Raw genomic sequence first — 23,482 nt, 5'->3', positions numbered from 1 at the left:
AGGGGGTGCGCCGGCAGGCGCTTCGGCGACAGCCGAAATCCCCGCCGATGTCGCGCCGCGGGACCCCGCCCCCGGCTCGCTCCGCTCGCCGTCCCCGCCCCGAGGGGGCGGGAGCGTCACGGCCTGCAGAACAGGTCGGCGTGGCCGATCGTCGCCGCGGTGGCGGCGAGGCGGGCGGTGCGCCAGGCCTCGACCTCGGCCGGTGTGAGCCGCCCGGTCTCCGCCACGGCCGAGGCCTGCCCCTCCGCGAGCGCGCGGATCAGGGCCGCATCGCCCGGGGCGGCGAGCCGCCAGGGGCTCGCGCCGAGATGGGTCGCGTAGCCCTCCCCCGCGAAGGCGGAGGCGAGACGGCGGGTCGCCGCGGGGCCGGCGGCGACGCCGAAGCCCTTGTCCTCGCCCTGGTGCGAGACGAAGGCGGCGCGGAACGCGTCGTCGAGCGGATGGGAGGGCTCCCAGGTCTCGCGTCCGTCGTAGGTGAGAACCGTGTGGAACAAGGCGCGCCGCGCCGCGACCGCCCGCGCGAAGCGGACGATGAAGGCCTCCCCGCACAGGTCGAACAGCGCCGCCGCCGTGACGAGATCGGGCGCCTCGCCGAGCGCCGCGTCGAGATCGCTGGCGAGATCCGCCGGCGCGAAGGCGACGTCGAGCAGCCGCCCCTCCTTCTCGAGCCGAAGGCCGTCGGGCGCGTCCGCGACGACGACGTCGGCCCAGCCGGCGAGCCGAGCCCGCGCGCCCGCCAGCAGGGCGGGATCGTGGTCGACGAGCCGCCAGGACTGGCGTCGCGGCAGAGCGCGATAGAGCCCGCGCAGGTTCGAACCGAGCCCGCAGCCGAGATCGACGACGCGCACGGCGTCGCGATCCGACAGGCAGGAGGCGAGGCGCGCCTCGAGGCCTCGGTCGCGGGCGCGGTGGTCGGCGGGCTCGCGCAGGTCGAGCCAATCGGGCGAGAAGCCGCTCATCCATCCGTCTCCAGGCTCTGGCGCAAGGCGTCGGCGATGCGCGCGGCGGTGTCGTCCCAGCGCGGCAGGGCCGCGCCGGCTTCCCAGGCCGCGGCGGCGAGCCGCGCGCGGGTGTCGGGCTCGTCGATCAGCCGCGCCAGCGCCGCGGCGAGCGCGTCGACATCGCCGGGGGGCACCTTCAGCGCGGCGGCGTCCGGCACGGTCTCGGCGGCGGCGCCGCCGGTCGAGGCGACGATCGGCAGCCCCCGGGCCATCGCCTCCGCCAGCACCATGCCGTAGCCCTCGTAGAGCGAGGCGGAGACGAAGACGTCGCTCTGCCCGAGCAGCGCATCGCGCGTCGCCGCATCGACTGCGCCGGTCAAGCGGACGCGCGCGGCGAGGCCCGCCGCCTCCGCCTGCCGGCGCAGCGCCGTGGCGGTGGCGGGGTCGCGGTCCGTCGGCCCGACGATCGCGAGGCTCCACGGCCGATCGGCGAGGCGGGCGAGCGCGGCGATCAGCACGTCGAAGCCCTTGCGCGGGGAGATCGCGCCCACTGCGATCAGCGCCGGCGGCGCGCCCGCTGGCGCTCCGGTCGCGCGGGCCGCGGCATCGGTGCCCGGCAGGGCGATGCTCAGCCGCTCGGGCGCCACGCCGTAGTCGGCCACGAGGGTTCGCGCGGTCGTCGGGCTCGCGGCGACGATCCGCGTCGCCCGCGCCAGAGCGCGCCGCTCGCTACCGGCGAGCGCCGCGGCTCGCTCGGTGGAGAGCCCCGTCTCGAGCGCGAGCGGATGGTGGACCAGCGCCACGAGGGGTCGCGCCAGGGCGTCGAGCGTCGCCGCGGGCAGCGCGCCGTAGGCGAGCCCGTCGACGAGGAGCGCCGTGTCGGCGGGAACGCTCGCGAGGAGCTGGGCGCTCTCGACGACGTCTCGCGTCGTCGGATGCGGGAAGCCGTCCGGCAGGCGCAGGACGGTCGCCACGACGCCGTGATCCGGCAGCCGCGCCAGAACGGCGCGCGCATACGCGTATCCCCCCGTCGCCGTCTCCAGCGCGCCGGGGATGGCGAAGGCCGCCGGGAGCGGGGCCGAGCCTCGGGAGGGCATCGTCAGAGCGCCGCCTCGTACCAGGCGCGCGCCACGTGGCTCTCCTCGATGGAGACGCGAATCTTCGCGATCGCCTCCCCGCCCGGTCCGAGCTTTCCGTCGCGGGCGGCGGCGGCCATGGCGTCGAAGACGTGCTTGCAGAGGAACTCGGTGGTCGTGTTCTCGCCGGCGAACTCCGGCACCTCGTCCAGGTTCTTGTAGTTCAGCGGCCCGAGCGTCGCCTTCAGCGCCTCGTGGGCGCGGCCGATGTCGACGACGACGCCGTCCTCCGAGAGCGTCTCGCGGAAGAAGGCGACGTCGATGACGAAGGTCGCCCCGTGCAGCGCCTGGGCGGGCCCGAACAGGTCCCCCTTGAAGCTGTGGGCGATCATGATGTGGTCTCGGACCTCGACGGCGAACATGGGGGAAGCCTCGTCGTGCTGTTTCAGGAATAGCGGATGGCGGTGGCGAGCCCCGGCGCGCCGGGAGCGAGCAGGCGCGGCAGCGCCTGCGGCAGGTCGTCGAAGGCGACCTCGTCGGTGATCAGCGCGTCGAGGCGCTCGTCGCCCAGGAGGTCGAGCGCCTTGGCGAGGCGCCGCGCATGGCTCCAGCGCCCGCGCCGGGACGGCGCGACGCGACCCACCTGGCTCGAGACGAGCGAGAGCCGCGCCGAGTGGAAGCGCGCGCCGAGCGAGACCTCCGTCGTCGCCTCGCCGTACCAGGAGAGCTCGACGACGCGCCCCTCGTCGCCCGCGCAGGCGAGCGCGCAGCCGAGCCCCGCCGACGTCGCCGAGGTGTGCACCACGAGATCGGCGTCGCCCGGCGAATCGAGCGGCTTGGCGAAGCGGCAGCCCAGCGCCTCGGCGACGGCCCGACGGGAGAGGTCGACGTCGACGAGCGTCACCTCCGCGCCGGGCAGCCGCGCGGCGAGCGCCGCGACGAGGCAGCCGACGACGCCGGCGCCGACGACGACGATCCGGTCCCCGGGGCCGGCGCCGCCGTCCCAGAGCGCGTTGAGCGCCGTCTCCATGTTGGCGGCGAGCACCGCCCGGCGCGCGGGAACGTGATCGGGCACCGGCTGGACGAAGGCCTCGGGAGCATCGAAGACGGTCTCATGCGGTGCGAGCGCGAAGACCGTCCTTCCCACGAGCCCGGCCGGGCCGTCCTCAACGACGCCGACGGCGTTGTAGCCGTACTTCACCGGGAAGGGGAACGTGCCCTCCTGGAGCGGCGCGCGCATGCGGTCGTATTCGGAGGCGGGCACCCGCCCGTCGTACACCAGCCGCTCGGTGCCCCGGCTGATGCCGCTCCACAGCGTGCGAATCCGGAGCCGATCGGGCTTTTTCGTCGCAATCGCCCGTTCGCGCAGAACCGCACGCCCACGACCGACGTACCAGAGAGCGCGTGCCGTCGCCCCGGTCGGTGCGTCCGTCACGGCGTCTCTCCCACTCGTCTCGCCGTCGCGCGGCATGGCTCCTCCAGCGTTTTCCCGAGGACGGCTCGATGAACGATCTCGTGCGCCCGACCGTGCTGACCGGATCCCGCCCTCTCGAGGAGTGCGGTGACCGCGGCGCGGCCGGCGCGGTTCCTTCCCATACGGTCGAGCGGCCTGTCCAGACCAACGCGGAAGGGGGCGTCGCGATCGGCCGGCGGCGGCTCCTCGTCGCGGGCCTGACGCTCGCGGGCTTCCTCGGCCTCATGATACCGGCCGTCGCCATCCTCGCCGCGGACGGGCTCGGCGCCCTCGACGTCGTGATGCTCCTCGCCTTCGCGCTCGCCGCGCCGTGGACGGTGCTCGGCCTCGTCAACGCCGCCATCGGCTTCGCGATCGCCCGGCTCGCCCGCGACCCGTTCGCCGCGGTCGCGCCCTTCGCCGCCGCCGGCGATGCCGAAACGCCGATCCGCGGGCGGATCGCGGTATTCATGACGCTGCGCAACGAGGACGCCGCCCGGGCGATCCGCCGGCTCGCCATCGTGCGCGACAGCCTCGCCGCCACGGGCGAGGGCGGCGCCTTCGACTGGTACGTGCTGAGCGACACGTCCGACCCGGCGATCGCGGCGCGCGAGGAGAGCGAGGTCGCCGCCTGGCGGGCGGCCGCAGGGCCCGGCGCACGGATCGTCTACCGCCGGCGCGCGCACAACGTCGGCTACAAGGCCGGCAACGTGCGCGACTTCCTGGAGCGCTGGGGCGCGCGCTACGATCTCATGCTGCCGCTCGACGCCGACAGCCTGATGTCCGGCGCGGAGATCGTGCGCATGACGCGCATCATGGAGGCGCATCCCGAGATCGGCATCCTGCAGAGCCTCGTCGTCGGCGCGCCGGCGGCGAGCGGCTTCGCGCGGATCTTCCAGTTCGGCATGCGCCAGGGCATGCGCCCCTACACGCTCGGCGCCGCCTGGTGGACGGGCGACTGCGGGCCGTACTGGGGCCACAACGCGCTGGTGCGCGTCGCGCCGTTCCGGGAGCATTGCCGGCTTCCGACCCTCTCCGGGCGCGGGCCGCTCGCGGGCGCGGTGCTCTCGCACGACCAGATCGAGGCCGTGTTGATGCGCCGCGCGGGATGGGAGGTGCGCGTGCTGCCGCGGGAGGGCGGCTCCTGGGAGGACAACCCGCCGACCTTCCTCGACTTCTCCAAGCGTGACCTTCGATGGTGCCAGGGGAACCTGCAATACCTCCACCCGACGCTGATCGGCATGCGGGGCCTGCCGCCGACGAGCCGGCTGCAGCTCGTCTCCGCCATCATGATGTTCGCCGCCGTGCCCGCGATGACGCTGATCCTGGCGCTCGCGCCGGTGATCGCCGCGACGACGGATCCCGCGCGCTTCCCCGTCGGCGCGGCGCTCTCCTTCTACGCGGCCTTCCTCGCGCTCTCGCTCGCGCCGCGCGCGCTCGGCGTGCTCGACGTCGCGCTCACCCCCGGCGGCATGGCCGCCTACGGCGGGCGCAGGCGCTTCCTCGCGAGCGCGGCGATCGAGTTCGTGTTCTCGGCCTTCCTGGGCGCCGCCGCCTCGCTGCGGCTGACGCTGTTCATCCTCGGCCTCGCCTTCGGCCGCACCACCGTCTGGAACGGCCAGGCACGTGACGCGCACGGCCTCGCCTGGCCCGACGCCGCGCGCGGGCTGTGGACCACCACGGCCTTCGGCGTAGGGATGATGGGCCTCGTGCTGGTGCTCGTGCCGGCGGCGTGGCCGGTGGCGCTGGTGATGTGCGCCGGGTACCTTCTCGCCATCCCGTTCGCCGTCCTCACGGCCGAGCCCGCCTTCGGCCGGGCGCTCGCCCGTGCAGGGCTGTGCGCGATCCCCGAGGAGATCGCGCCGCCGCCGGAGATCGCCGCGCTCGCCCGCGCGGAGGTCTCGCCGAAGGGCGGAGCGCGCGCCGGGCTCGCGCCGTCGCGGGTCGCCGCATGAGCCCCCGCGCCAAGGCGATCGGGCGCTCGCTGCGCCTCTACCACGGCGATCCGGCGCGCGCGGCCACCCTCGACGCGCTCTACCGGCCGTTCGTGCCCGACGGCGGTCTCGCCTTCGACGTCGGTGCGCACGTGGGCGATCGTACCGCGTCCTTCCGCCGGCTCGGCGCCCGCGCCGTCGCGCTCGAGCCTCAGCCGGCCTGCTTCCGGGCACTGCGGCTGATCCACGGGCGCGATCCGCGGGTGACGCTCGTCGCCGCCGCCTGCGGCGACGCGAGCGGCGAGGTGCGGCTATCGGTCAACAGCGCCAACCCGACGGTCTCGACCGCCTCGGCGAGCTTCGTCGCGGCCGCCGCCGGCGCGCAGGGCTGGGAGGGGCAGGCCTGGGACGCGGAGATCGTCGTGCCGTGCTTGACGCTCGATACGCTGATCGCGGCCCACGGCCGCCCGGACTTCGTCAAGATCGACGTCGAGGGTTTCGAGGACCGTGTGCTGGCGGGCTTGTCGACGGCGGTCCCGGCGCTCTCCTTCGAGTTCACGACGATCGCCCGCGATGTCGCCCATCGCTGCCTCGCGCGCCTCGCCGGGCTCGGCAACTACCGCTTCGCCCTCTCGCTCGGGGAGAGCGCGACGCTGGAGGAGCCGGGCTGGATGGAGGCCGCTGCCATGGCCGCGCGGCTCGACGGGCTGCCGCACGCGGCGAACTCGGGGGACGTCTACGCCGCGCTGAAGCCGCCGAGTTAACCAAAGGTTGCACGCGACGTTCGGCGAGCGTCAGCGGCTCTGCGCGAGCAGCAGGATCGCCGTCTTCGCGCCGCGCCCGTCGGCGCCGAGCGCGAACCCGTAGCGATCGAGATCCGCGTCCGTGAGGACGTCTCGCCGGTTCTGCGCCCATTGCTCCACGAACCGCTCCACGTCGGCGCGGGTCGGCTCTGCGCCGCAGCCCGAGCAGGTGGCGACGAGGGCGCGCACCTGCGCGAAGCGCGCGCCGGATTCTCCCCGCAGGGCCGCGCCGAGATCGAGCGTCGGCGGCTCCAGGCTCGCGCCGCCCTCCGGCAGGAGGTCGCGGGCAGCCGCGCCGAGCGCCTCGTCTGCCGCGAGCGGCGGCGCGCCGGCCTCCTCGCGCAGGACGCGGAGCGCGTCCGCAGCTGCCGCGGCGCGCGCCTGCGGATCGAGCGGCGCTGCGGCCTCGCCGTCGCCGTTGCCGCCCGACCGGCCGGGGCCGGCGAAGGTCTGGACCGCGAGCGTGCGCCGGCTCGCCGGATCGGCGGCGATGCCGAAGCCGAAGCGCGTCAGCCCCTCGCGGAGGATGTTGGCGCGGTGCCCGGGGCTCTCCATCCAGCCGCGGTGCATGGCCTCGACGCGATCCTCGCCCGGCGGAACCGGGCAGCCCTCGCAGACGCCGAGGTTCTCCGCCACGATCTCGCTCGCGGCCCCGCCGGCCGCGCGGAACCGGTCTCCCACGGTGTCACCCTCCGGCGAGGCGTGGGCGAAGTAGTCGCGCGCGAGCATGTCCTCGGCATGGTTCTGGGCGATGGCGTCGAGCGTGTCCCCCGGCTCCAGCGGCGCGAGGCCCGCCTCCTCCCGCGAGGCGTTCACCTCCGCGAGCGCCTCCGCCCGCAGGGCGGGGAGATCTCCGGTGGCGACCTCCTGCGCGGCGGCGGGAAGCGCGACGAGGGTGGCGAGCAGGAGGGCGAGAGCCGCGGCGGGGCGGCGAAGAGCTGGTGTGCCGATCATGTCGGCTCAACGACCGAGCCCGCGCGCCGGTTCGGTCGTAGACACGGCGTCGGCGGCACGCCGGCTAAACCGCCGTCCGCCGCTTCAGCGCCGCCGACAAGGTCCCCTCGTCGAGATAATCCAGCTCGCCGCCCACCGGCACGCCGTGGGCGAGGCGGGTGACGCTCACCGGGAGCCCGGCGAGCGCCTCGGTGAGGTAGTGCGCCGTCGTCTGGCCGTCGACGGTGGCGGGGAGCGCCACGATCACCTCGCGCACGGCGGGGTCCTGCGCGCGGGCGAGGAGGCCGGCGATGCTCAGCTGGTCCGGACCGATCCCGTCGAGCGCCGAGAGCACGCCGCCGAGCACGTGGTAGCGCGCGTGCAGCGCGCCCGCCCGCTCGAGCGCCCACAGGTCCGAGACGTCCTCCACCACGACGAGGATGGACGGGTCGCGGCTCGGGTCCGCGCACACCGCGCAGGGATCGGACGTGTCGACGTTGCCGCAGGTGCCGCACACGACCACCCGCTCGGCGGCGACGCGCATGGCCTCCGCCAGCGGCACGAGCAGCCCCTCGCGCTTCTGCAGGAGCGCCAGCGAGGCCCGGCGCGCCGAGCGGGGCCCGAGGCCCGGCAGACGCGCGAGGAGCTGGATCAGGCGCTCGATCTCGGGGCCGGCGACGCCGCGGGCCATGGCTCTACGCTCTCGAACGGGGGGACGGAGGTGTCAGAACAGCTTCATGCCCGGGGGCAGCGGCAGGCCCTTGGTGATCTCGGACATGCGCTCCTGCATCGCCCGCTCGGCCTTGACGCGCCCGTCGTTGCAGGCGGCGACGATCAGGTCCTCGAGGATCTCGGTCTCGTCGGGGACCATCAGCGAGCGGTCGATGGTCACGCCCTTGAGCGCGCCCTTGCCGGAGAGCCGCACGGTGACGGCGCCGCCGCCGGCCTGGCCCTCGACGATCAGCTCGTCGAGCTCCGCCTGCGTCTCCTGCATCTTCTCCTGCATGGCCTGGGCCTGCTTCATCAGCCCCATCAGGTCCTTCATGGCGTGCCCTCCTCTCGCTCGCCCGGCGCCTCTCGCGAGACCGCGCGCTGGTGCGCGACCGTGTCGCGCAGCGCCGCCTCCTCGGCCGCGTCGTCGTCCATATGGCGCTTTCTCAGCCGTCGCACCAGGAGGAGGATGCCGAGGAGCACGATGGGTACCGCGATCGCCGTGCCGACGTAGGGCTCCACCGGCACGCCGCTCTCGTAGAGGCCGCGCAGGACGTAGAAGATCAACCCGGAAATGTAGTAGGTGATCGCCGCCGCCGAGAGCCCCTCGACCGTCTGCTGCAGGCGCAGCTGGATGCGGGCGCGCTCGTTCATGGCGCGCAGGAGATCGCGGTTCTGGCTCTCCAGCTCGATGTCGATGCGCGTGCGCAGGAGCTGCGCGGCGCGGGTGAGCTTGCGCGAGAGGTTGGCCTGGCGCTCCTCCATGGAGGCGCAGGTGCGGATCGCCGGCTGCAGGCGCCGGTCGAGGAACTCGGACCAGGAGTCGTAGCCGGTGAGCGCCTTCTCCTCCAGCGCGCCGAGGCGCAGCCGCACGAGGTCGGAATAGGCGCGGGTCGCGCCGAAGCGGAAGAGCGCCGCGGCGGCACCCGATTCGAGCTCGGCGGCGAGCCGGGTGATCCGGTCGAGCAGCTCGCGATTGCGCTCGAGCCCATCCGAGCGCTCCATCGCCGCCATGACGAGCGGCAGCTCGGTCTCGATGCGCCGCACCGAGGGTCCGATCGCCTGCGCCTCCGGCAGGCCGAGCAGCGTCAGCGTGCGGTAGGTCTCGACCTCGAGCACCCGCTGCACGATGGCGCCGGCCTGGGCGCGCTCCATGCCCTCGTCGACGACGAGAATGCGCACGAAGCCGTGCGCGTCGGTGCGGAAGTCGGTGGCGATGGTCGCCGCGCCGCCCTCCACCTGCGCGGCGGCGAGGTGGACGTCGCCGAACACGCTCTGCGGCCCCTTGGGCAGGCTCGCCGCGGGGATGAGGTGGAGGTCGGCGGCCACCATCAGGGGCCCGGGCTGCGGCACGAGCCGCATGACGCCCATCAGCCCGTCGACCGCCGGGCGGAAGGGCTGCGGCGCCGGCGCGTCGGTGACGCTCGGGTCGCCGAACTCCCACGAGTAGGTCGTGAACTCGCTGTGGCTCTCCCAGCGCAGGAGGGTGCCCGAGAACACGACGCGATGGTGCTTGGCTCCCGCCGTCGGCCCGTCGAGGCCCAGCTGCTTGCAGAACGCCGCGAGCGCCTCGCGGTCGCGCTGCGCCGCCTCGCCGTCGGTCATGAAGGCGTAGTGCAGGATGCGCCGGGGCGTCTCCATCGGCGCGGAGGGCCGCGCGTGCACCTCGGCGAGCACCCGCGCGCGCAATTCGTGCGGTGTCAGATCGACCGCCATGGACCCTCGTTGCCCCCTCGCGCACGCCAACCCCGCCGACGAACGCGGCGACGCACAACGATGGGGGAAGCGGGGCCGGCGTGCAATGGGTAAGTCCCGCGACGAGCGGGTGGAAGAACGGAGCCGTCGGCAAGCGTATCCGACCCGCTCTCTCCTCGGAGTCCGAATCGACGAAACTACGGCAGGGCCGTATGGTCCGCAGGCGTCCGCTTCAACGAGCCTCGACACTTCGCGCCCCGCCAGCCGCGAGGAACGCGAGGCGTACCGCAAGCGCAGCCCCGATACGCTGAGGAGACGCTATGGACACCGTCAGAAGAACCCGCTCTGAGCTGAGGCGGCAGCGAAAGCCTATCGATCCGGAGCGTCAGGCCTAGCTCCTGTCGCTCTCGGACGACGAGGCCGCGGCCATCGCCGCGCGCGATCCGGAGAATCCTCCTCTGACCGACGAGCAGTTCCGGCGTGCGCAGGCCGGCCGGATCGCGCGTCTCGCCCGCGAGGTCACGGGCCTGAGCCAGCGCGCGTTCGCGGAGCGGTACCACATCAACGTCGCCCGGCTGCGGGATCTCGAGCAGGGCCGCCGCGCCCCCGACGAGGCGCTCCTATCGCTGCTCAAGGTGATCATCCGCGAGCCCGATCTGGTGAAGCAGGCCATCGACGAGCCGTTGGGCGAGATCGCAGCCGTCTGATCGCACACGACCGCGTCGGCCGCCTCCAGAGCCCCATCCGACCTGAAAGGGGTCAGGTCGAATGGCGCGTCAGATTCCTCGTTGGAGCATCATCTCGTCCACCGACCGGGTTCCACTTGGTGGGATGATGCTCTAGCCCCGCACCCCCTCCCCCAGCACCCGCACCGCCTCCACCAGCGTCCGCACTGCCGCCCCCGCGTCCGCCGCGGTGATCTTCTCCGCCGGGTTGTGGCTCACCCCGCCTTCGCAGCGCACGAACAGCATGGCGGAGGGGCACAGGCGGGCCATGGCCACCGCGTCGTGGCCGGCGCCGGAGGGCAGGCGGATCGTCTCCTCGCCGGCGCGGGCGGCGCCGGTCTCGAGCGCCGCGGCGAGGCGCGCGTCCATGGCGGTGGCCGCCTGGTCCATGAAGCGCTCCTCGGCGAAGGCGACGCCGCGGCGCTCCGCGATCGCGCGGCAGCCCGAGACGATCTCGTCCACCAGGGCCGCGCGTACGGCGTCGTCCGGCGCGCGGATGTCGAGGGTGAAGCGGGTGCGCGCGGGGATGACGTTGAGCGCGCCGGGCTCGACCGTGCACACGCCCACCGTCGCCACCGCGTCGCGGGCGGCGGTGCCGGCGCGCTCGACGAGCGCGATCATCTCCGCCGTGGCGGCCAGCGCGTCCCGGCGCATGCCCATCGGCACCGTGCCGGCGTGGCCGGCCGTGCCGTCCACCGTGCAGCGCGCGCGCGTCGCGCCGTTGATCGCGGTGACGACGCCCACCGCGAGGTCACCGGCCTCCAGCACCGGCCCCTGCTCGATGTGCACCTCGAGATAGCCGAGCGTGCGCGCCGGGTCGCGGGCGATGGCGCCGATGCCCGCCGGGTCGCAGCCGAAGGCATGAAGCGCCTCGCGCAGGGTGACGCCGTCGGCGTCCGCGCCGTCGAGCCATTCCGGCCGGAAATCGCCGGCGAGCGCCGAGGAGGAGGCGAGTGAGGTAGGGAAGCGCACGTTCTCCTCGTCGCCGAAGGCGAGGATCTCCAGCGCGAAGGGCAGGTCCTCCCGGCGCAGCGCGTCCGCCGCGAGGATGCCGCAGACGACGCCGAGCGGCCCGTCGTAGATGCCGGCGTTCACCACGCTGTCGATGTGGGAGCCGATCAGGAGCGTCGGCGCGTCGGGCGTCGGTCCCTCGCGGCGACCGACGATCGTGCCGAGCGCGTCGCGGGAGACGGTGAGCCCCGCGTCACGCATCAGGGCGGCGGTGGCGTCGGCGCAGGCGGCGTGGGCGGGGGAGAGGTAGAGGCGGGTGAGCCGGCCCGGCTCGTCGGTGTGGCGGGCGAGATCGGCGATCATCGCCATCGCGCGCGTACCCATCTCGTCCATCCGAACGTTCCCCGCCATGCTCGCCTCCCTCTGGTCTCGCCCGATCGATCGCGGCGCACGATGCGGGAGACGGGCCGGCTTGTCGACCGTCGCATGCCCGCCCCGCGCGGACCGGGTTCCGCATTCCGTTGCATCGCGCGGCCGGAACGCTTAATTCACCGGCTCCCATGCTGAGGAAACGAGGCCGCCCCGTGACCCGCGCCTACCCGCCCGTCGAGCAGAACCCGAACTTCCCCGACCTCGAGCAGAAGGTCGCCGCGCGCTGGACGAGCGAGCGGACGTTCGAGCGCTCGATCGCGCAGCGCAAGGAGGCGGGCGCGCCGGAGTTCGTGTTCTACGACGGCCCGCCCTTCGCCAACGGCCTGCCGCATTACGGGCACCTCGTCACCGGTTTCGTGAAGGACCTGGTGCCGCGCTTCCAGACCATGAAGGGCAAGGCGGTGGACCGCCGCTTCGGCTGGGATTGCCACGGCCTTCCGGCCGAGCTGCATTCCGAGAAGGAGCTCAACCTCTCGGGCCGCCAGTCGATCGTCGAGTACGGCATCGAGCACTTCAACGCGCATTGCCGCCGCTCGGTGCTGCAGTTCACCGACGACTGGGAGTACTATGTCGGGCGGCAGGGCCGCTGGGTCGATTTCCGCAACGACTACAAGACCATGGACCGCTCCTTCATGGAGAGCGTGCTGTGGGCCTTCAAGACCCTGTGGGACAAGGGCCTGATCTACGAGGGCTACCGCGTCGTGCCCTATTCCTGGGCCGTGCAGACGCCGCTGTCGAACTTCGAGACGCGCCTCGACAACTCGTATCGCATGCGCCAGGACCCGGCGCTGACGGTGGGCTTCACGCTCGACAAGGCGCCCGGCGAGGACATCGCGCCCAAGCTCTACGCCTGGACGACGACGCCCTGGACGCTGCCCTCGAACCTCGCGCTCGCGGTCAATTCCGAGGCCGACTACGCCGTGCTCGCCAAGGGTGCTGAGCGCGCCATCGTGGCGCAGGCGCGGGTCGAGGCGTACAAGAAGGAGCTGGAGGGCTACGAGCAGGTCGGCACGCTGAAGGGCTTGGACCTCGTCGGGCGCCGCTACACGCCGCTGTTCCCGTTCTTCGAGGATGCGCCGAACGCCTTCCAGGTGATCGCGGGCGACTTCGTCGAGCTCGACGGCGGCACGGGCGTGGTGCACCTCGCTCCGGCCTTCGGCGAGGACGACATGCGGGTGGCGACCGCCGCCGGCATCCCGGTGATCGACCCGGTCGATCTCGCCGGCAACTTCACCGACCAGGTGCCGCCCTACCAGGGCCTGAACGTCTTCGAGGCCAACAAGGACATCATCCGCGACCTGAAGGACGCGGGCCGCGTGCTGCGCCACGAGAGCTACGACCACTCCTACCCGCATTGCTGGCGCACGGACCAGCCCCTGATCTACAAGGCCGTCCAGTCCTGGTACGTGAAGGTCACCGCCTTCCGCGACCGGATGGTGGAACTGAACAAGGACATCCGCTGGGTGCCCGACCACGTGCGCGACGGGCTCTTCGGCAAGTGGCTCGAGAACGCGCACGACTGGAACATCTCGCGCAACCGCTTCTGGGGCTCGCCGCTTCCCGTGTGGAAGTCGGACGACCCGCGCTACCCGCGCGTGGACGTCTACGGCTCGATCGAGGAGCTGGAGCGGGACTTCGGGGTGAAGCTCGAGGACCTGCACCGCCCGGCCATCGACCAGCTGACCCGCCCCAACCCTGACGACCCGACCGGCAAGTCGACCATGCGCCGCATCGAGGACGTGTTCGACTGCTGGTTCGAGTCGGGCTCGATGCCGTTCGCCCAGGTGCACTACCCGTTCGAGAACAAGGAGTGGTTCGAGAGCCACTTCCCCGGCGACTTCATCGTCGAGTACGTGGCGCAGACGCGCGGCTGGTTCTACACGCTGATGGTGCTCTCGACTGCGCTGTTCGACAAGGCGCCGTTCAAGAGCTGCATCTGCCACGGCGTCGTGCTCGACGAGAACAAGCAGAAGCTCTCCAAGCGCCTGAAGAACTATCCCGACCCCGTCGACGTGTTCAACACGCACGGGGCGGACGCGCTGCGCTGGTACATGGTCTCCTCGCCGCTCCTGGCGGGCGGCGATCTCGCCATGCCCAAGGACGGGCGCGCCATCGCCGAGACCGTGCGGCAGGTGATGCTGCCGCTCTGGAACGCGTTCTACTTCTTCACGCTCTACGCCAGCACGGACGGCTACCGCGCGACCCACCGCACCGACGCGGCGGGCGAGCTCGACCGCTACATCCTGGCAAAGACCGGCGACTTCGTGCGCGCCGTCGAGGGCGCCATGGCGGACCTCGACATCCCCCGGGCCACGGCGGCCTACCTGCCCTTCATCGACACGCTGAACAACTGGTACATCCGCCGCTCGCGCGACCGGTTCTGGGGGTCCGAGATCACCCAGGACAAGCGCGACGCCTACGACACGCTCTACACGGTGCTCGTCACCGCGACGCGGACGCTGGCGCCCTTCCTGCCGTTCCTCACCGAGCACATGCACGCCGTGCTCTGCGACGACGCCAGCGTCCATCTCGCCGACTGGCCGGACGCGGACGCGCTGCCGGCGGACGCCGAGCTCGTGCGGCGCATGGACCTCGCGCGCGAGGTCTGTTCCGCGGCGCTGTCGATCCGCACCGACAAGGGGCTGCGCGTGCGCCAGCCGCTGCGGTCGCTCACGGTGGCCTACGCGGACTGCGCCACGCTCGAGCCGATGCGCGCGCTCATCGCCGACGAGGTCAACGTCAAGGAGATCGCGCTGGTCGACGACCCGGGCCGCTTCGGCAAGACCGTCGTCGCCGTCGATCCGAAGGTCGGCAAGCGGCTGGGCAAGGCGCTCGGCGCCGTGCGCAAGGCGGGCCTGGAGGGGCGGTGGACGCCGGGCGAGGCGGGTCGCGTCGTCGTCGAGGGCGCGGTCGTCGACCCGGGCGAGTTCGAGTTCCGATTCGAGGCCGCGGGCGGCGTCGACGCCATGCCCTTCGCGTCGGGGACCGGTGTCGTCGTGCTCGACACGGCGCTCGACGCCGCGCTCGAGCGCGAGGGCGTCGCCCGCGACCTGATCCGCCTCGTCCAGACCGCGCGCAAGGACGCGGGGCTCGACGTCGCCGACCGGATCGTGCTCGAGCTGCGCGGGACGGCGGACGCCCGCGAGGACGTCTCCGCCTACGAGGAGATGCTCGCCGGGGAGACGCTGGCCGCGACGGTGCGCTGGACCGAGGGCACCCCCGCCGGCTACCTCGCGAAGGGGCCGCTCAAGGGCGGCGAGATCGAGATCGGGGTGGCCAAGGCGGGGTGAGCGTTACTCCCGCCCTCTCGGGGCGGGGAGGATCCGCGTGAGCGGATCAGGGGCGGGGTCCCGCGGCTCGACACGTCCGGTCTCGGCTGTCGCCGAAGCGCGCCTTACGGCGCCCCCCTCCGTCTCGTCGCCTTCGCCGCCGATCCACCTTCCCCGATGGGGGAGGTGCACACGGTCACAGCAGCCCCGCCCGCGCATCGATCTCCGCCAGCAGCCGCTCGACGCGCCAGCGCGCGCCGCCGAGGTCGGCAAGGGGCGCGCGGGTGACGGCGCGGGCGTCGATGCGCGCGCCGGTCGGCGTCGGCGAGACGCGCAGTGTCAGCTCGACGGGGAAGCGCAGGACGAAGGTCTCGGTGCGGGCCTCGATGCGCGCCACCGGGCCGCGCCCGCCGGGCGCCGCGGCCTCCACGACGTCGTAACCGAGCGCCTCCGCCGCCTCGCGGGCGAGGGCGTAGGCGGCGTCCTCGGGCAGGGCGACGTCGAGGCCGGCCAGCGCGGGTGCCGCGGCGCGCTGGCGCTCGCGCAGGCCCGCGGGCGTCGGAGCCGGACGCCAGCCCTCCCGCGCCTCGCTCGCGGCGCGCGAGGCCGAGAACGTCAGCGGCGGGGAGGCGCGCGTCGCCACGTCGAGCATCGGCGGGCCGGCGTAGCTGCGCACGCCGACCAGCGCCGGATAGGCGAGCGTGACGACCGCGAGCAGGAGCCCGCCCACCGCGCGCCCGAAGCCGCGATGCCCCTCCCGCCAGATGCGCACGAAGGCGAGCAGCGCGAGAAGCGCGGCGAGGGCCGCAACGACGCAGGCGGCGGCGAGCGCGGCGAGGCCGGGCTCGAGCTCCACGCGCCGCGCCCGCAGGACGAGGCCCGCGATCAGGAGGACCGCCAGCCCGAGCCAGCCGAGCCGCAGCGCCCAGGTCGCGGGCCGCGACATCGGGTCCTCGACGATGAGACGACGCATCTCAGCCCTCGATCAGCGCCCGGCGCGCGCCGATCTCGGCGGCGACGAAGTCGAGGAAGACGCGCACGCGCGCCGAGCGGCGCAGGTCCGGGTGGGTGAGCAGCCACAGGCCCGCCGAGAAGTCGGGCCGCGGGTCGGAGATGCGCCGCAGGGCGGGACGGGCATCGCCGATCAGGCAGGGGATCGCACCGATTCCCATTCCCGTCTCGATCGCCTCCGCGAGCCCCAGCACGGTGGAGATCTTCGCGGCGACGCGCTCGGGCGCGACGTGGTCGCGCACGAATTTCGCCACCTTGAGGCCGGACAGGTTGTCGCCGAGCGAGACCCAGTCGCGTGCGTAGAGCGATGCGATGTCCGGCGCCTGCGGATCGGGGAAGTCCTCGCGCCGCCCGTAGAAGGCCCAGTTGATCGTCGCGAGCCGCCGGCCGACGAGCGTCTCCGGGGGCGCGTCGGTGGCGCGCACGGCGACGTCGGCGTCGCGCTTGGACAGGTTGAGCGCCTGGTTGGCAAGGACGAGGTCGAGCCGGATCTCGGGATAGCGGAGCCGGAAGTCGGCGAAGATCGGCATCAGCAGGTGGACGAGGAGCGAATCGCTCGTCGTGACCCGCAGCTCGCCGGCGGGCGCGATCGATTGTCCTGCGATCTTGCGGGCGAAGCCGTTGATGTCCTCGTCCATCCGCTCGGCGATGGCGCACATCTCCTCGCCCGCCGTGGTGAGCACGTAGCCGGTGCGGTGGCGGTCGAACAGCTTGACGCCGAGCGCCGTCTCGAGCTGGCCGAGCCGCCGGAAGGCGGTGGAGTGGTTGACCCCGAGCGCCGCCGCGGCGCCGGTCAGCCCGCGCGCCTCCGCGATGGTCTTCACGAGGCGGAAGTCGTCCCAGGCGAGCTGGCTGGTGGTCATGATCTCTTGCGTCCGCGCAAAGTTTCGCTGTCGAGGATACAGCTAGCGTTGCGTCGAGGAAAGTCTACTTTTCGCGTCGACGGCGCCTGCCCGCGCGCGACCCCGCGCCGAGGCGCCCCCCGACAATGCAGGAGATCCCGGTCATGGCGAAGGTTCTCGTCCTCTACTACTCCACCTGGGGCCACATCGAGCAGATGGCGAACGCCGCCGCCGAGGGCGCGCGCGAGGCCGGCGCCGAGGTCGTGGTCAAGCGCGTGCCCGAGCTCGTCCCCGACGAGATCGCGAAGGGCGCGCACTACAAGCTCGACCAGGCGGCGCCGATCGCCGACCCGAACGAGCTCGCCGACTACGACGCGATCATCTTCGGCACGCCGACGCGCTACGGCAACATGGCCGCCCAGATGAAGAACTTCCTCGACCAGACCGGTGCGCTCTGGGCCCAGGGCAAGCTCGTCGGCAAGGTCGGCTCGGTGTTCACCTCCTCGGCGACGCAGCACGGCGGCCAGGAATCGACGATCCTGTCGTTCCACACGGTGCTCCTGCACCACGGCATGGTGATCGTCGGCCTGCCCTACGCCTTCGCCGGGCAGATGGGCGTGGAGGAGGTGAAGGGGGGCTCGCCGTATGGCGCCTCGACCATCGCCGCCGGCGACGGGTCGCGCCAGCCCTCCGCGATCGAGCTCGAGGGTGCGCGCTTCCAGGGCCGTCACGTGGCGCAGATCGCGGGCAAGCTCGCGGGCTGACGCATCCCGCTCATCGCTCCGCGGCGGCGCGCGCGAGGCGATCGCGGATCGCCTCGCCCAGCCCCTCCGCCGGGATCGGCGCGACGGCGATCGTCGCCGCGCCGCTGGCGTCGAGCCGGCGCAGCGCGGCGAACAGCCGCGCGGCCGCCTCGGCGAGGTCGCCCCGCGCGCTGAGGTTCAGCGTCGCGACCGCGCGCGCGCACCCCTCCGGCTCGCCCTCGCCGAACAGCAGCGCCGCCTCTCCGTCGCGGATCTCCGTCACGTCGAGGCGGACCCGCGCCCGCGGGGCATAGTGCGACGCGAGCATGCCCGGCGCACGCACGCCGCCCTCCGCCTGCGCGGCGTCGATCCGCGCTCCCAGGACCGCCTCGAGCGCGGCGCGCGGAATCCCGCCGGGCCGCAGCAAGCGCGGGGTCCCGTCCAGGCAGGCGACGATGGTCGATTCGACGCCGACCGGCGTCTCGCCGCCGTCGAGCACCGCCGCGATTCGCCCGTCGAGATCCTCCAGCACGTGATCCGCCGCCGTCGGGCTCACGCGGCCCGACCGGTTGGCCGAGGGCGCGACGATCGGGCGGCCGGCCGCCACGAGCAGCGCGTGCGCGACGGGATGCGCCGGCACCCGCAGCGCCACCGTGTCGAGGCCCGCCCGCGCCACGTCGCAGACGTCGCCCCCCGGTGCACGCGGCACGACCAGCGTCAGCGGCCCGGGCCAGAAGGCCTCGGCGAGGCGGCGTGCGGGAGCGTCGAGGACGCCCTGCCCTTCCACGGCCGCCACGTCCGGCAGATGCGCGATCAACGGGTTGAAGCGCGGGCGCTGCTTCGCCTCGTAGATGCGCACGACCGCCGCCGAATCGGTCGCGTCGGCCCCCAGCCCGTAGACCGTCTCCGTGGGGAAGGCCACGAGCGCGCCCGCCCGCAGCAGCGCGGCGGCGTCCGCTATCGCGGCTGGGTCGGCGGCGGGAAGGCGGCGGGTGGGCATGGTGGCGACTCGCATGGGCCGGCCCTCCGCCGGCATCCTGATCGGTCGGTCGCATAGCACGGAACGGCGCGATCGCCTGCGCGAAACGAGAATTCGCGGCACGGACGGGCTCCTCGGGCCGCCGAGTTCAGCCGTATTAATGGTTGGTTCAGCTTCCTTCTAAAAATATGCGACGTTGCCGACGACACGCCGACAGGGACGCACCATGCCACCAGCACAGCCGATCGGCTCCGACGCCTCGCTCAGCTCCATCGCCTCGCGGACGGCGGAGCTGCGGACCGTCGCCGTGGAGAAGACGCGCCGCATCCAGCAGATCACGGGCCAGATGAAGATCCTGGCACTCAACGCCATGATCGAGGCGCAGCGCGCGGGCGAGCAGGGGCGCGGCTTCTCGGTGGTGGCGCAGGAGGTGCGCACGGTCGGCGACATCGTCGCCTCCGTGTCCCGCGAGCTGGAGGACCACCTCGCCCAGCGCATCCAGGACCTCCAGTCCGAGGTCGAGGCGCTGGCGGAGAAGGCGCAGGGGCAACGCTACGTCGATCTGGCCCTCAACGCCATCGAGCTGATCGACCGGAACCTGTACGAGCGCACCTGCGACGTGCGCTGGTGGGCCACGGATTCCGCCGTCGTCGACGCCGCGGCCGACCCGTCCGAGGAGGCCTGCCGCCACGCCTCGAAGCGCCTCGGCGTGATCCTCGACGCCTACACGGTCTACCTCGACCTGTGGCTCTGCGACGCGGAAGGCACCGTCATCGCCAACGGCCGCCCGGACCGCTACCGGGTCCGCGGGTCCTCGGTGGCCCACGAGCCCTGGTTCCGTCGGGCCGCGAGCCTCACCTCGGGAGACGACTACGTCGCCGCCGACGTCGCGCGCCAGCATCGTCTGGGGGACGCGCAGGTCGCGACCTACTGCGCCAGCGTGCGCGAGGCAGGGGAGGCGCACGGGCGCCCGCTCGGGGTGCTCGCGATTCACTTCGACTGGGAGTCGCAGGCGCGCGCCATCGTGGAGGGCGTGCGCATCGCCCCGGAGGAGCGCGACGCGACGCGCGTCCTGCTCCTCGACGCCGAGCAGCGCGTCATCGCCGCCTCCGACGGGCGCGGCATCCTCTCCGAGCGGCTGTCCCTGCCGATCCGCGGGCTCCGCGCCGGCTTCGAGCACCAGGCGGACGGCAGCTTCGTCGCCTTCCACGCGACGCCCGGCTACGAGACCTATGCGGGGCTCGGCTGGTACGGCGCGATCGTGCGGCGGGGCTGACGCAGGGGCCATACCGCCAACGCCCTTCGCGAACCGCATCCTCTCGGCTAAGGATGCGTTTCGGGTCCCGATGTCCGGGACGGAGGCGGCGACGACGGCATGGAGAGCCTCGCATTCTCGAACGTGGCGCTCCTGTTCGGCGCGGTCTTCGTCGTGCTCGGCATCGCGACGAGCCTCGTCGCCTCGCGCTTCGGCGCGCCGCTGCTGTTCCTCTTCCTGTGCCTGGGCATGCTCGCCGGCCAGGACGGCCCCGGCGGCATCGTCTTCAACGACTACCGGATCGCCTACATCGTCGGCTCGCTGGCGCTCGCGGTGATCCTGTTCGACGGCGGCCTGCGCACACGCTTCTCGAGCTTTCGCGGCGTGCTCGCGCCGGCGCTGATGCTCTCGACGATCGGCGTCGTCCTCACCGCGGGGATCACGGGGGCCGTCGCGACGCTGATCCTCGATCTGCGTCTCGTCGAGGGCCTGCTGGTCGGCGCCATCGTCGCCTCCACGGACGCCGCCGCGGTGTTCTTCCTGATGCGCTCGAAGGGCGTGCAGCTGCGCCGGCGCGTCGCCAACGCGATCGAGATCGAGAGCGCGACGAACGATCCCGTCGCCGTCTTCCTCACCCTCGTCCTCGTCGAGCTGGTGCTCGCGCCGCAGGCGACCGGATGGGTCGAGGTCTCCCTCATCCTCGGGCAGCAGGCGCTGGTGGGCACGGCGATCGGCGTCACCGGCGGGCTCGCGCTCGCCGCGACCCTCAACCGGGTGACCCTGCCGCAGGGCCTGCACCCGCTCCTCGTCGTCGCCGCCGCGGTGCTGATCTTCGCGCTCGCGAGCGTCCTGCAGGGCTCGGGCTTCCTCGCCGCCTACCTCGCCGGGCTGATCCTCGGCAACCGGCCGGTGCGCGCCTTCCCCACGATCCTGTCCTTCCACGACGCCACGACCTGGCTCTCGCAGATCGTGATGTTCCTCGTGCTGGGGCTCCTCGTCACGCCCTCGACCCTCGTCGCCTACGCGCTGCCGGCGATGCTGCTGGCGGTCTTCCTGATCGTGGTCGGCCGCCCCGTGGCGGTGTGGCTGTGCCTCACGCCCTTCGGCTTCTCCCGGCGTGAGAAGACCTTCGTGTCGTGGGTGGGCCTGCGCGGCGCCGTCTCGATCTTCCTCGCCGCGATCCCGACGCTCGCGAGCCTCCCCAACGCGGAGACGTACTTCAACGTCGCCTTCTTCGTCGTGCTCGTGTCGCTCCTCGTCCAGGGCTGGACGGTGGCCTGGGCGGCGGGGCGGCTAGGGCTCAAGGTCCGGGAGGCGGGACCCGAGATCAAGCGCCTCGAGATCGACCTGCCGGGCCAGATCGAGCTCGAGCTCGTCGGCTATCCCGTGGCGCCCTCGAGCCCCGTCCTCGCCGGCGCCGTGTTCCCCTCGTGGATGCGCACGGTGATGATCGTGCGCGGCGGCGAGGTGCTGACCCCCGAGGCGGCGGGCGATCTCGCGGTCGGGGACTACGTCTACGTCCTCGCCCCTCCCGCCCGCGTGGCGCGGCTCGACCGGCTCTTCGCGACCCTCGACGGCGCCTCGGCCTTCGGGGTGGGCACCTTCTCCTTCGGCGGTGACGCGGCGATCGAGGACGTGTGCACGCTCTACGGCCTGCACGTGCCCGCCGACCTCAAGGGCCTCACCGTCGCGGAGGGCTTCGCCGAGCGCTTCGAGGATCGCGTCGACATCGGCGATCGCATCGCGATCGAGCCCGCCTTCCTCCTCGCCACCGCCATCCGTGACGACCAGGTCGCGAAGGCCGTGGTCGAGTTCGAGGAGGACGGGCGCGTGGGTGCGGGCGGACTCGTCGGGCGCATCGGTGGCAAGGTTCGCGGGTTCCTCGTCGAGCGCCGGGCCGCGCGGAACGCCGAGGGAGGGTCGGAGGCTCCCACGGGCTGAGCGGGCGCGGCCGCGGGAGCACGCGGAAACACGCATTGACCTTCCCATGATGGGAGGGTCTAACGATCACGGGACACCAGAAGAAGGGGTCGTGTTCCCCCTGCCCCGGAGATCCCGATGACCATCGCCCAGAAGACGCCGACCGACGCCGCCGCCCTCGCCCGCCTCGACATCGACGTGGGCGGCATGACGTGCGCATCCTGCGTCCGTCACGTCGAGAACGCGGTGGGCGCCGTCCCCGGCGTCGCCGACGTCGCCGTCAATCTCGGCGCCGAGCGCGTGAGCCTCGGCTACGACCCCGCCCGTACCGATGCCGGCGCCATCGCAGGCGCCATCGAGAAGGCCGGCTACGAGGCGCACCCGCGCACGATCGCCCTCGCCGTCGAGGGCATGACTTGCGCGTCCTGCGTCTCGCGCGTCGAGAAGGCGCTCGCCGCCGTCCCCGGCGTGCTCGAGGCCCGCGTCAACCTCGCGAGCGAGCGCGCGACGATCGTGGGCTTCGGCCGCGAGCTGGAAGACGCGGCACGACGCGCGATCGTCCAGGCCGGCTACGGGGCGAAACCCGTCGCCGACGAGGAAGAGGACCGCCGGGAGGCGCGCATCGCGGCGCAGGAGCGCCACGAGCGCACCCAGGTCGTCGTCGGCCTCGCGCTCACCGCGCCGCTGGCGCTGCCTATGCTCGCGATGCCATTCGGCGTGCACGCGATGCCGCCGCCGTGGATGCAGCTGCTGCTCGCGACGCCGGTGCAGTTCTGGCTCGGCTCGCGGTTCTATCGCGCCGGATTCAAGGCCTTGCGCGCGGGCACAGGCAACATGGAGCTCCTCGTGGCCATCGGCACGAGCGCGGCCTACTTCCTGTCGCTCTACCTGCTCCTCACGGCGTCGGGCCACCACGCGCCGGAGCTCTACTTCGAGGCCTCCGCCGTCATCATCACGCTGGTGCTGCTGGGCAAGCACCTCGAGGCGCGCGCCAAGCGGCGGACTGCGGACGCCGTGCGGGCGCTGATGGCGCTGCGCCCCGACGTGGCCCGGCTGCGCCGCGCGGACGGATCCGAGGTCGAGGTGCCGGTGTCCGAGGTGGCGCTCGGCGACGCGATCGTCGTGCGTCCCGGCGAGCGCGTGCCCGTCGACGCGACGATCCGCGAGGGCGCCTCCGAGATGGACGAGAGCATGGTCACCGGCGAGAGCCTGCCGGTGACCCGCGAGCACGGCCAGCGCATCATCGGCGGCTCGGTCAACGGCTCGGGCGTCCTCGTCGCGGAGGCGGTGGCGGTGGGCGGCGACACGACGCTCGCGCGCATCGTTCGCCTCGTGGAGAACGCGCAATCCTCCAAGGCGCCGATCCAGAAGCTGGTCGACCGCGTGGCGGCGATCTTCGTTCCGGTCGTCGTCGCCATCGCGATCGCGACGTTCGCCGCCTGGTGGCTGACGACCGGGGATCTCGAGACGTCGATCGTCACCGCGGTCGCCGTGCTCGTGATCGCCTGCCCCTGCGCGCTCGGGCTCGCCACGCCGACCGCGATCATGGCCGGCACCGGCGCGGCCGCGCGTGGCGGCGTGCTGATCAAGGACGCCGAGAGCCTCGAGCGGGCGAAGGCGATCCGCGCGGTCGCCTTCGACAAGACGGGAACGCTCACCGAGGGCCGGCCACGGCTCGCGACGTTCACCGCGTTCGAGGGCGCGCGGGAGGCCGCGCTCGCCGTCGCCGCGGGCCTCCAGGCGGGCAGCGAGCACCCGCTCGCCCGCGCCGTGGTCGAGGCGGCCGCGGCGGAGGGCGTCGCGCCCGCC

Annotated in this window: 20 protein-coding genes; 8 read left to right on the top strand and 12 right to left on the bottom strand. The window is 73.2% G+C overall.

Features of this window, described 5'->3' with window-relative positions:
* Positions 1 to 116 precede the first annotated feature (116 nt).
* The 4 genes from ACTZWW_RS18515 to ACTZWW_RS18500 are packed head-to-tail and all read right to left on the bottom strand — an operon-like array spanning position 117 to position 3,488.
* Positions 117 to 959, bottom strand: a complete 843-nt coding sequence (locus tag ACTZWW_RS18515) for an SAM-dependent methyltransferase (protein ID WP_444782440.1) — start codon at positions 957 to 959, stop codon at positions 117 to 119.
* Positions 956 to 2,038, bottom strand: coding sequence for a glycosyltransferase family 4 protein (locus ACTZWW_RS18510; RefSeq protein ID WP_444782439.1), 1,083 nt, complete (start codon positions 2,036 to 2,038; stop codon positions 956 to 958). The genes ACTZWW_RS18515 and ACTZWW_RS18510 overlap by 4 nt, the downstream gene beginning before the upstream one ends.
* A 2-nt stretch (positions 2,039 to 2,040) precedes the next feature.
* Positions 2,041 to 2,439 (bottom strand): 6-pyruvoyl trahydropterin synthase family protein, encoded by a 399-nt coding sequence (locus ACTZWW_RS18505; protein WP_444782438.1) that lies wholly within the window; start codon positions 2,437 to 2,439, stop codon positions 2,041 to 2,043.
* 23 nt (positions 2,440 to 2,462) lie between these two features.
* Positions 2,463 to 3,488 (bottom strand): zinc-dependent alcohol dehydrogenase, encoded by a 1,026-nt coding sequence (locus ACTZWW_RS18500; RefSeq protein WP_444782437.1) that lies wholly within the window; start codon positions 3,486 to 3,488, stop codon positions 2,463 to 2,465.
* 32 nt (positions 3,489 to 3,520) lie between these two features.
* On the opposite strand from ACTZWW_RS18500, the gene mdoH reads away from it, so the two are divergent.
* Positions 3,521 to 5,425, top strand: a complete 1,905-nt coding sequence (mdoH, locus tag ACTZWW_RS18495) for a glucans biosynthesis glucosyltransferase MdoH (RefSeq protein ID WP_444782436.1) — start codon at positions 3,521 to 3,523, stop codon at positions 5,423 to 5,425.
* The gene (locus ACTZWW_RS18490; RefSeq protein WP_444782435.1) at positions 5,422 to 6,168 is read left to right on the top strand and encodes an FkbM family methyltransferase; all 747 of its coding nucleotides are present in this window, start codon (positions 5,422 to 5,424) and stop codon (positions 6,166 to 6,168) included. Before mdoH ends, ACTZWW_RS18490 begins: the two co-directional genes overlap by 4 nt.
* 30 nt (positions 6,169 to 6,198) lie before the next feature.
* On the opposite strand, the gene ACTZWW_RS18485 is transcribed toward ACTZWW_RS18490, so the two are convergent.
* The 4 genes from ACTZWW_RS18485 to ACTZWW_RS18470 form a co-directional block, all read right to left on the bottom strand.
* Entirely contained in the window at positions 6,199 to 7,161 is a 963-nt protein-coding gene (locus ACTZWW_RS18485) for a CAP domain-containing protein (RefSeq protein WP_444782434.1), read from the bottom strand.
* A gap of 64 nt (positions 7,162 to 7,225) precedes the next feature.
* Positions 7,226 to 7,831 carry a recombination mediator RecR gene (gene recR / locus ACTZWW_RS18480; protein WP_444782433.1) on the bottom strand — a complete coding sequence of 202 codons (606 nt, stop codon included), beginning with the start codon at positions 7,829 to 7,831 and terminating at the stop codon, positions 7,226 to 7,228.
* A gap of 33 nt (positions 7,832 to 7,864) precedes the next feature.
* Positions 7,865 to 8,185 carry a YbaB/EbfC family nucleoid-associated protein gene (locus ACTZWW_RS18475; RefSeq protein WP_029032468.1) on the bottom strand — a complete coding sequence of 107 codons (321 nt, stop codon included), beginning with the start codon at positions 8,183 to 8,185 and terminating at the stop codon, positions 7,865 to 7,867.
* Entirely contained in the window at positions 8,182 to 9,567 is a 1,386-nt protein-coding gene (locus ACTZWW_RS18470) for a DUF3422 family protein (RefSeq protein WP_444782432.1), read from the bottom strand. Before ACTZWW_RS18470 ends, ACTZWW_RS18475 begins: the two co-directional genes overlap by 4 nt.
* Positions 9,568 to 9,944: 377 nt before the next feature.
* Here ACTZWW_RS18470 and ACTZWW_RS18465 point away from each other — a divergent pair, with 377 nt between their 5' ends.
* The gene (locus ACTZWW_RS18465; RefSeq protein ID WP_444782448.1) at positions 9,945 to 10,253 is read left to right on the top strand and encodes a helix-turn-helix domain-containing protein; all 309 of its coding nucleotides are present in this window, start codon (positions 9,945 to 9,947) and stop codon (positions 10,251 to 10,253) included.
* Positions 10,254 to 10,385: 132 nt separating this feature from the next.
* Here the strand turns inward: ACTZWW_RS18465 and ACTZWW_RS18460 are convergent, their stop codons facing one another.
* Positions 10,386 to 11,633, bottom strand: a complete 1,248-nt coding sequence (locus ACTZWW_RS18460; protein ID WP_444782431.1) for an allantoate amidohydrolase — start codon at positions 11,631 to 11,633, stop codon at positions 10,386 to 10,388.
* Between the two features lie 173 nt (positions 11,634 to 11,806).
* Between ACTZWW_RS18460 and ileS the strand changes: the two genes are divergently transcribed.
* Positions 11,807 to 14,944 carry an isoleucine--tRNA ligase gene (gene ileS, locus ACTZWW_RS18455; protein WP_444782430.1) on the top strand — a complete coding sequence of 1,046 codons (3,138 nt, stop codon included), beginning with the start codon at positions 11,807 to 11,809 and terminating at the stop codon, positions 14,942 to 14,944.
* A gap of 175 nt (positions 14,945 to 15,119) precedes the next feature.
* On the opposite strand, the gene ACTZWW_RS18450 is transcribed toward ileS, so the two are convergent.
* On the bottom strand, positions 15,120 to 15,896 hold the full coding sequence (locus ACTZWW_RS18450) for a DUF1499 domain-containing protein (RefSeq protein ID WP_444782429.1): 777 nt from the start codon (positions 15,894 to 15,896) through the stop codon (positions 15,120 to 15,122).
* A gap of 1 nt (position 15,897) precedes the next feature.
* A complete protein-coding gene (locus ACTZWW_RS18445) occupies positions 15,898 to 16,797 on the bottom strand; it encodes a LysR family transcriptional regulator (protein ID WP_444782428.1) in 900 nt (299 codons plus the stop codon).
* A gap of 143 nt (positions 16,798 to 16,940) precedes the next feature.
* On the opposite strand from ACTZWW_RS18445, the gene wrbA reads away from it, so the two are divergent.
* Entirely contained in the window at positions 16,941 to 17,540 is a 600-nt protein-coding gene (wrbA, locus tag ACTZWW_RS18440; RefSeq protein ID WP_444782427.1) for an NAD(P)H:quinone oxidoreductase, read from the top strand.
* Between the two features lie 10 nt (positions 17,541 to 17,550).
* Here the strand turns inward: wrbA and ACTZWW_RS18435 are convergent, their stop codons facing one another.
* Positions 17,551 to 18,534: an L-threonylcarbamoyladenylate synthase gene (locus ACTZWW_RS18435; RefSeq protein ID WP_444782426.1), complete on the bottom strand. Its 984-nt coding sequence runs from the start codon at positions 18,532 to 18,534 to the stop codon at positions 17,551 to 17,553.
* 190 nt (positions 18,535 to 18,724) lie between these two features.
* Here ACTZWW_RS18435 and ACTZWW_RS18430 point away from each other — a divergent pair, with 190 nt between their 5' ends.
* From ACTZWW_RS18430 to ACTZWW_RS18420, 3 genes are all read left to right on the top strand, one after another.
* Complete coding sequence (locus ACTZWW_RS18430; protein ID WP_444782425.1) at positions 18,725 to 19,774, top strand: methyl-accepting chemotaxis protein; 1,050 nt, start codon at positions 18,725 to 18,727, stop codon at positions 19,772 to 19,774.
* A gap of 99 nt (positions 19,775 to 19,873) precedes the next feature.
* A complete protein-coding gene (locus ACTZWW_RS18425; RefSeq protein ID WP_444782424.1) occupies positions 19,874 to 21,694 on the top strand; it encodes a potassium/proton antiporter in 1,821 nt (606 codons plus the stop codon).
* A gap of 117 nt (positions 21,695 to 21,811) precedes the next feature.
* On the top strand, positions 21,812 to 23,482 hold a 1,671-nt coding region (locus ACTZWW_RS18420; protein ID WP_444782423.1), incomplete at its 3' end, for a heavy metal translocating P-type ATPase.

Source organism: Salinarimonas sp. NSM (assembly GCF_052380005.1).
Classification (GTDB): domain Bacteria; phylum Pseudomonadota; class Alphaproteobacteria; order Rhizobiales; family Beijerinckiaceae; genus Salinarimonas.
Note: the sequence above shows the minus strand (reverse complement) of the source record. Positions and strands in the feature narration are given on the sequence as shown.

What these genes read in the sequence shown, in the direction of transcription:
- ACTZWW_RS18515 (WP_444782440.1), bottom strand. Translation starts at nt 959, where the DNA reads ATGAGCGGCTTCTCGCCCGATTGGCTCGACCTGCGCGAGCCCGCCGAC.
- ACTZWW_RS18510 (WP_444782439.1), bottom strand. Translation starts at nt 2,038, where the DNA reads ATGCCCTCCCGAGGCTCGGCCCCGCTCCCGGCGGCCTTCGCCATCCCC.
- ACTZWW_RS18505 (WP_444782438.1), bottom strand. Translation starts at nt 2,439, where the DNA reads ATGTTCGCCGTCGAGGTCCGAGACCACATCATGATCGCCCACAGCTTC.
- ACTZWW_RS18500 (WP_444782437.1), bottom strand. Translation starts at nt 3,488, where the DNA reads ATGCCGCGCGACGGCGAGACGAGTGGGAGAGACGCCGTGACGGACGCA.
- mdoH (WP_444782436.1), top strand. Translation starts at nt 3,521, where the DNA reads ATGAACGATCTCGTGCGCCCGACCGTGCTGACCGGATCCCGCCCTCTC.
- ACTZWW_RS18490 (WP_444782435.1), top strand. Translation starts at nt 5,422, where the DNA reads ATGAGCCCCCGCGCCAAGGCGATCGGGCGCTCGCTGCGCCTCTACCAC.
- ACTZWW_RS18485 (WP_444782434.1), bottom strand. Translation starts at nt 7,161, where the DNA reads ATGATCGGCACACCAGCTCTTCGCCGCCCCGCCGCGGCTCTCGCCCTC.
- recR (WP_444782433.1), bottom strand. Translation starts at nt 7,831, where the DNA reads ATGGCCCGCGGCGTCGCCGGCCCCGAGATCGAGCGCCTGATCCAGCTC.
- ACTZWW_RS18475 (WP_029032468.1), bottom strand. Translation starts at nt 8,185, where the DNA reads ATGAAGGACCTGATGGGGCTGATGAAGCAGGCCCAGGCCATGCAGGAG.
- ACTZWW_RS18470 (WP_444782432.1), bottom strand. Translation starts at nt 9,567, where the DNA reads ATGGCGGTCGATCTGACACCGCACGAATTGCGCGCGCGGGTGCTCGCC.
- ACTZWW_RS18460 (WP_444782431.1), bottom strand. Translation starts at nt 11,633, where the DNA reads ATGGCGGGGAACGTTCGGATGGACGAGATGGGTACGCGCGCGATGGCG.
- ACTZWW_RS18450 (WP_444782429.1), bottom strand. Translation starts at nt 15,896, where the DNA reads ATGCGTCGTCTCATCGTCGAGGACCCGATGTCGCGGCCCGCGACCTGG.
- ACTZWW_RS18445 (WP_444782428.1), bottom strand. Translation starts at nt 16,797, where the DNA reads ATGACCACCAGCCAGCTCGCCTGGGACGACTTCCGCCTCGTGAAGACC.
- wrbA (WP_444782427.1), top strand. Translation starts at nt 16,941, where the DNA reads ATGGCGAAGGTTCTCGTCCTCTACTACTCCACCTGGGGCCACATCGAG.
- ACTZWW_RS18435 (WP_444782426.1), bottom strand. Translation starts at nt 18,534, where the DNA reads ATGCGAGTCGCCACCATGCCCACCCGCCGCCTTCCCGCCGCCGACCCA.
- ACTZWW_RS18430 (WP_444782425.1), top strand. Translation starts at nt 18,725, where the DNA reads ATGCCACCAGCACAGCCGATCGGCTCCGACGCCTCGCTCAGCTCCATC.
- ACTZWW_RS18425 (WP_444782424.1), top strand. Translation starts at nt 19,874, where the DNA reads ATGGAGAGCCTCGCATTCTCGAACGTGGCGCTCCTGTTCGGCGCGGTC.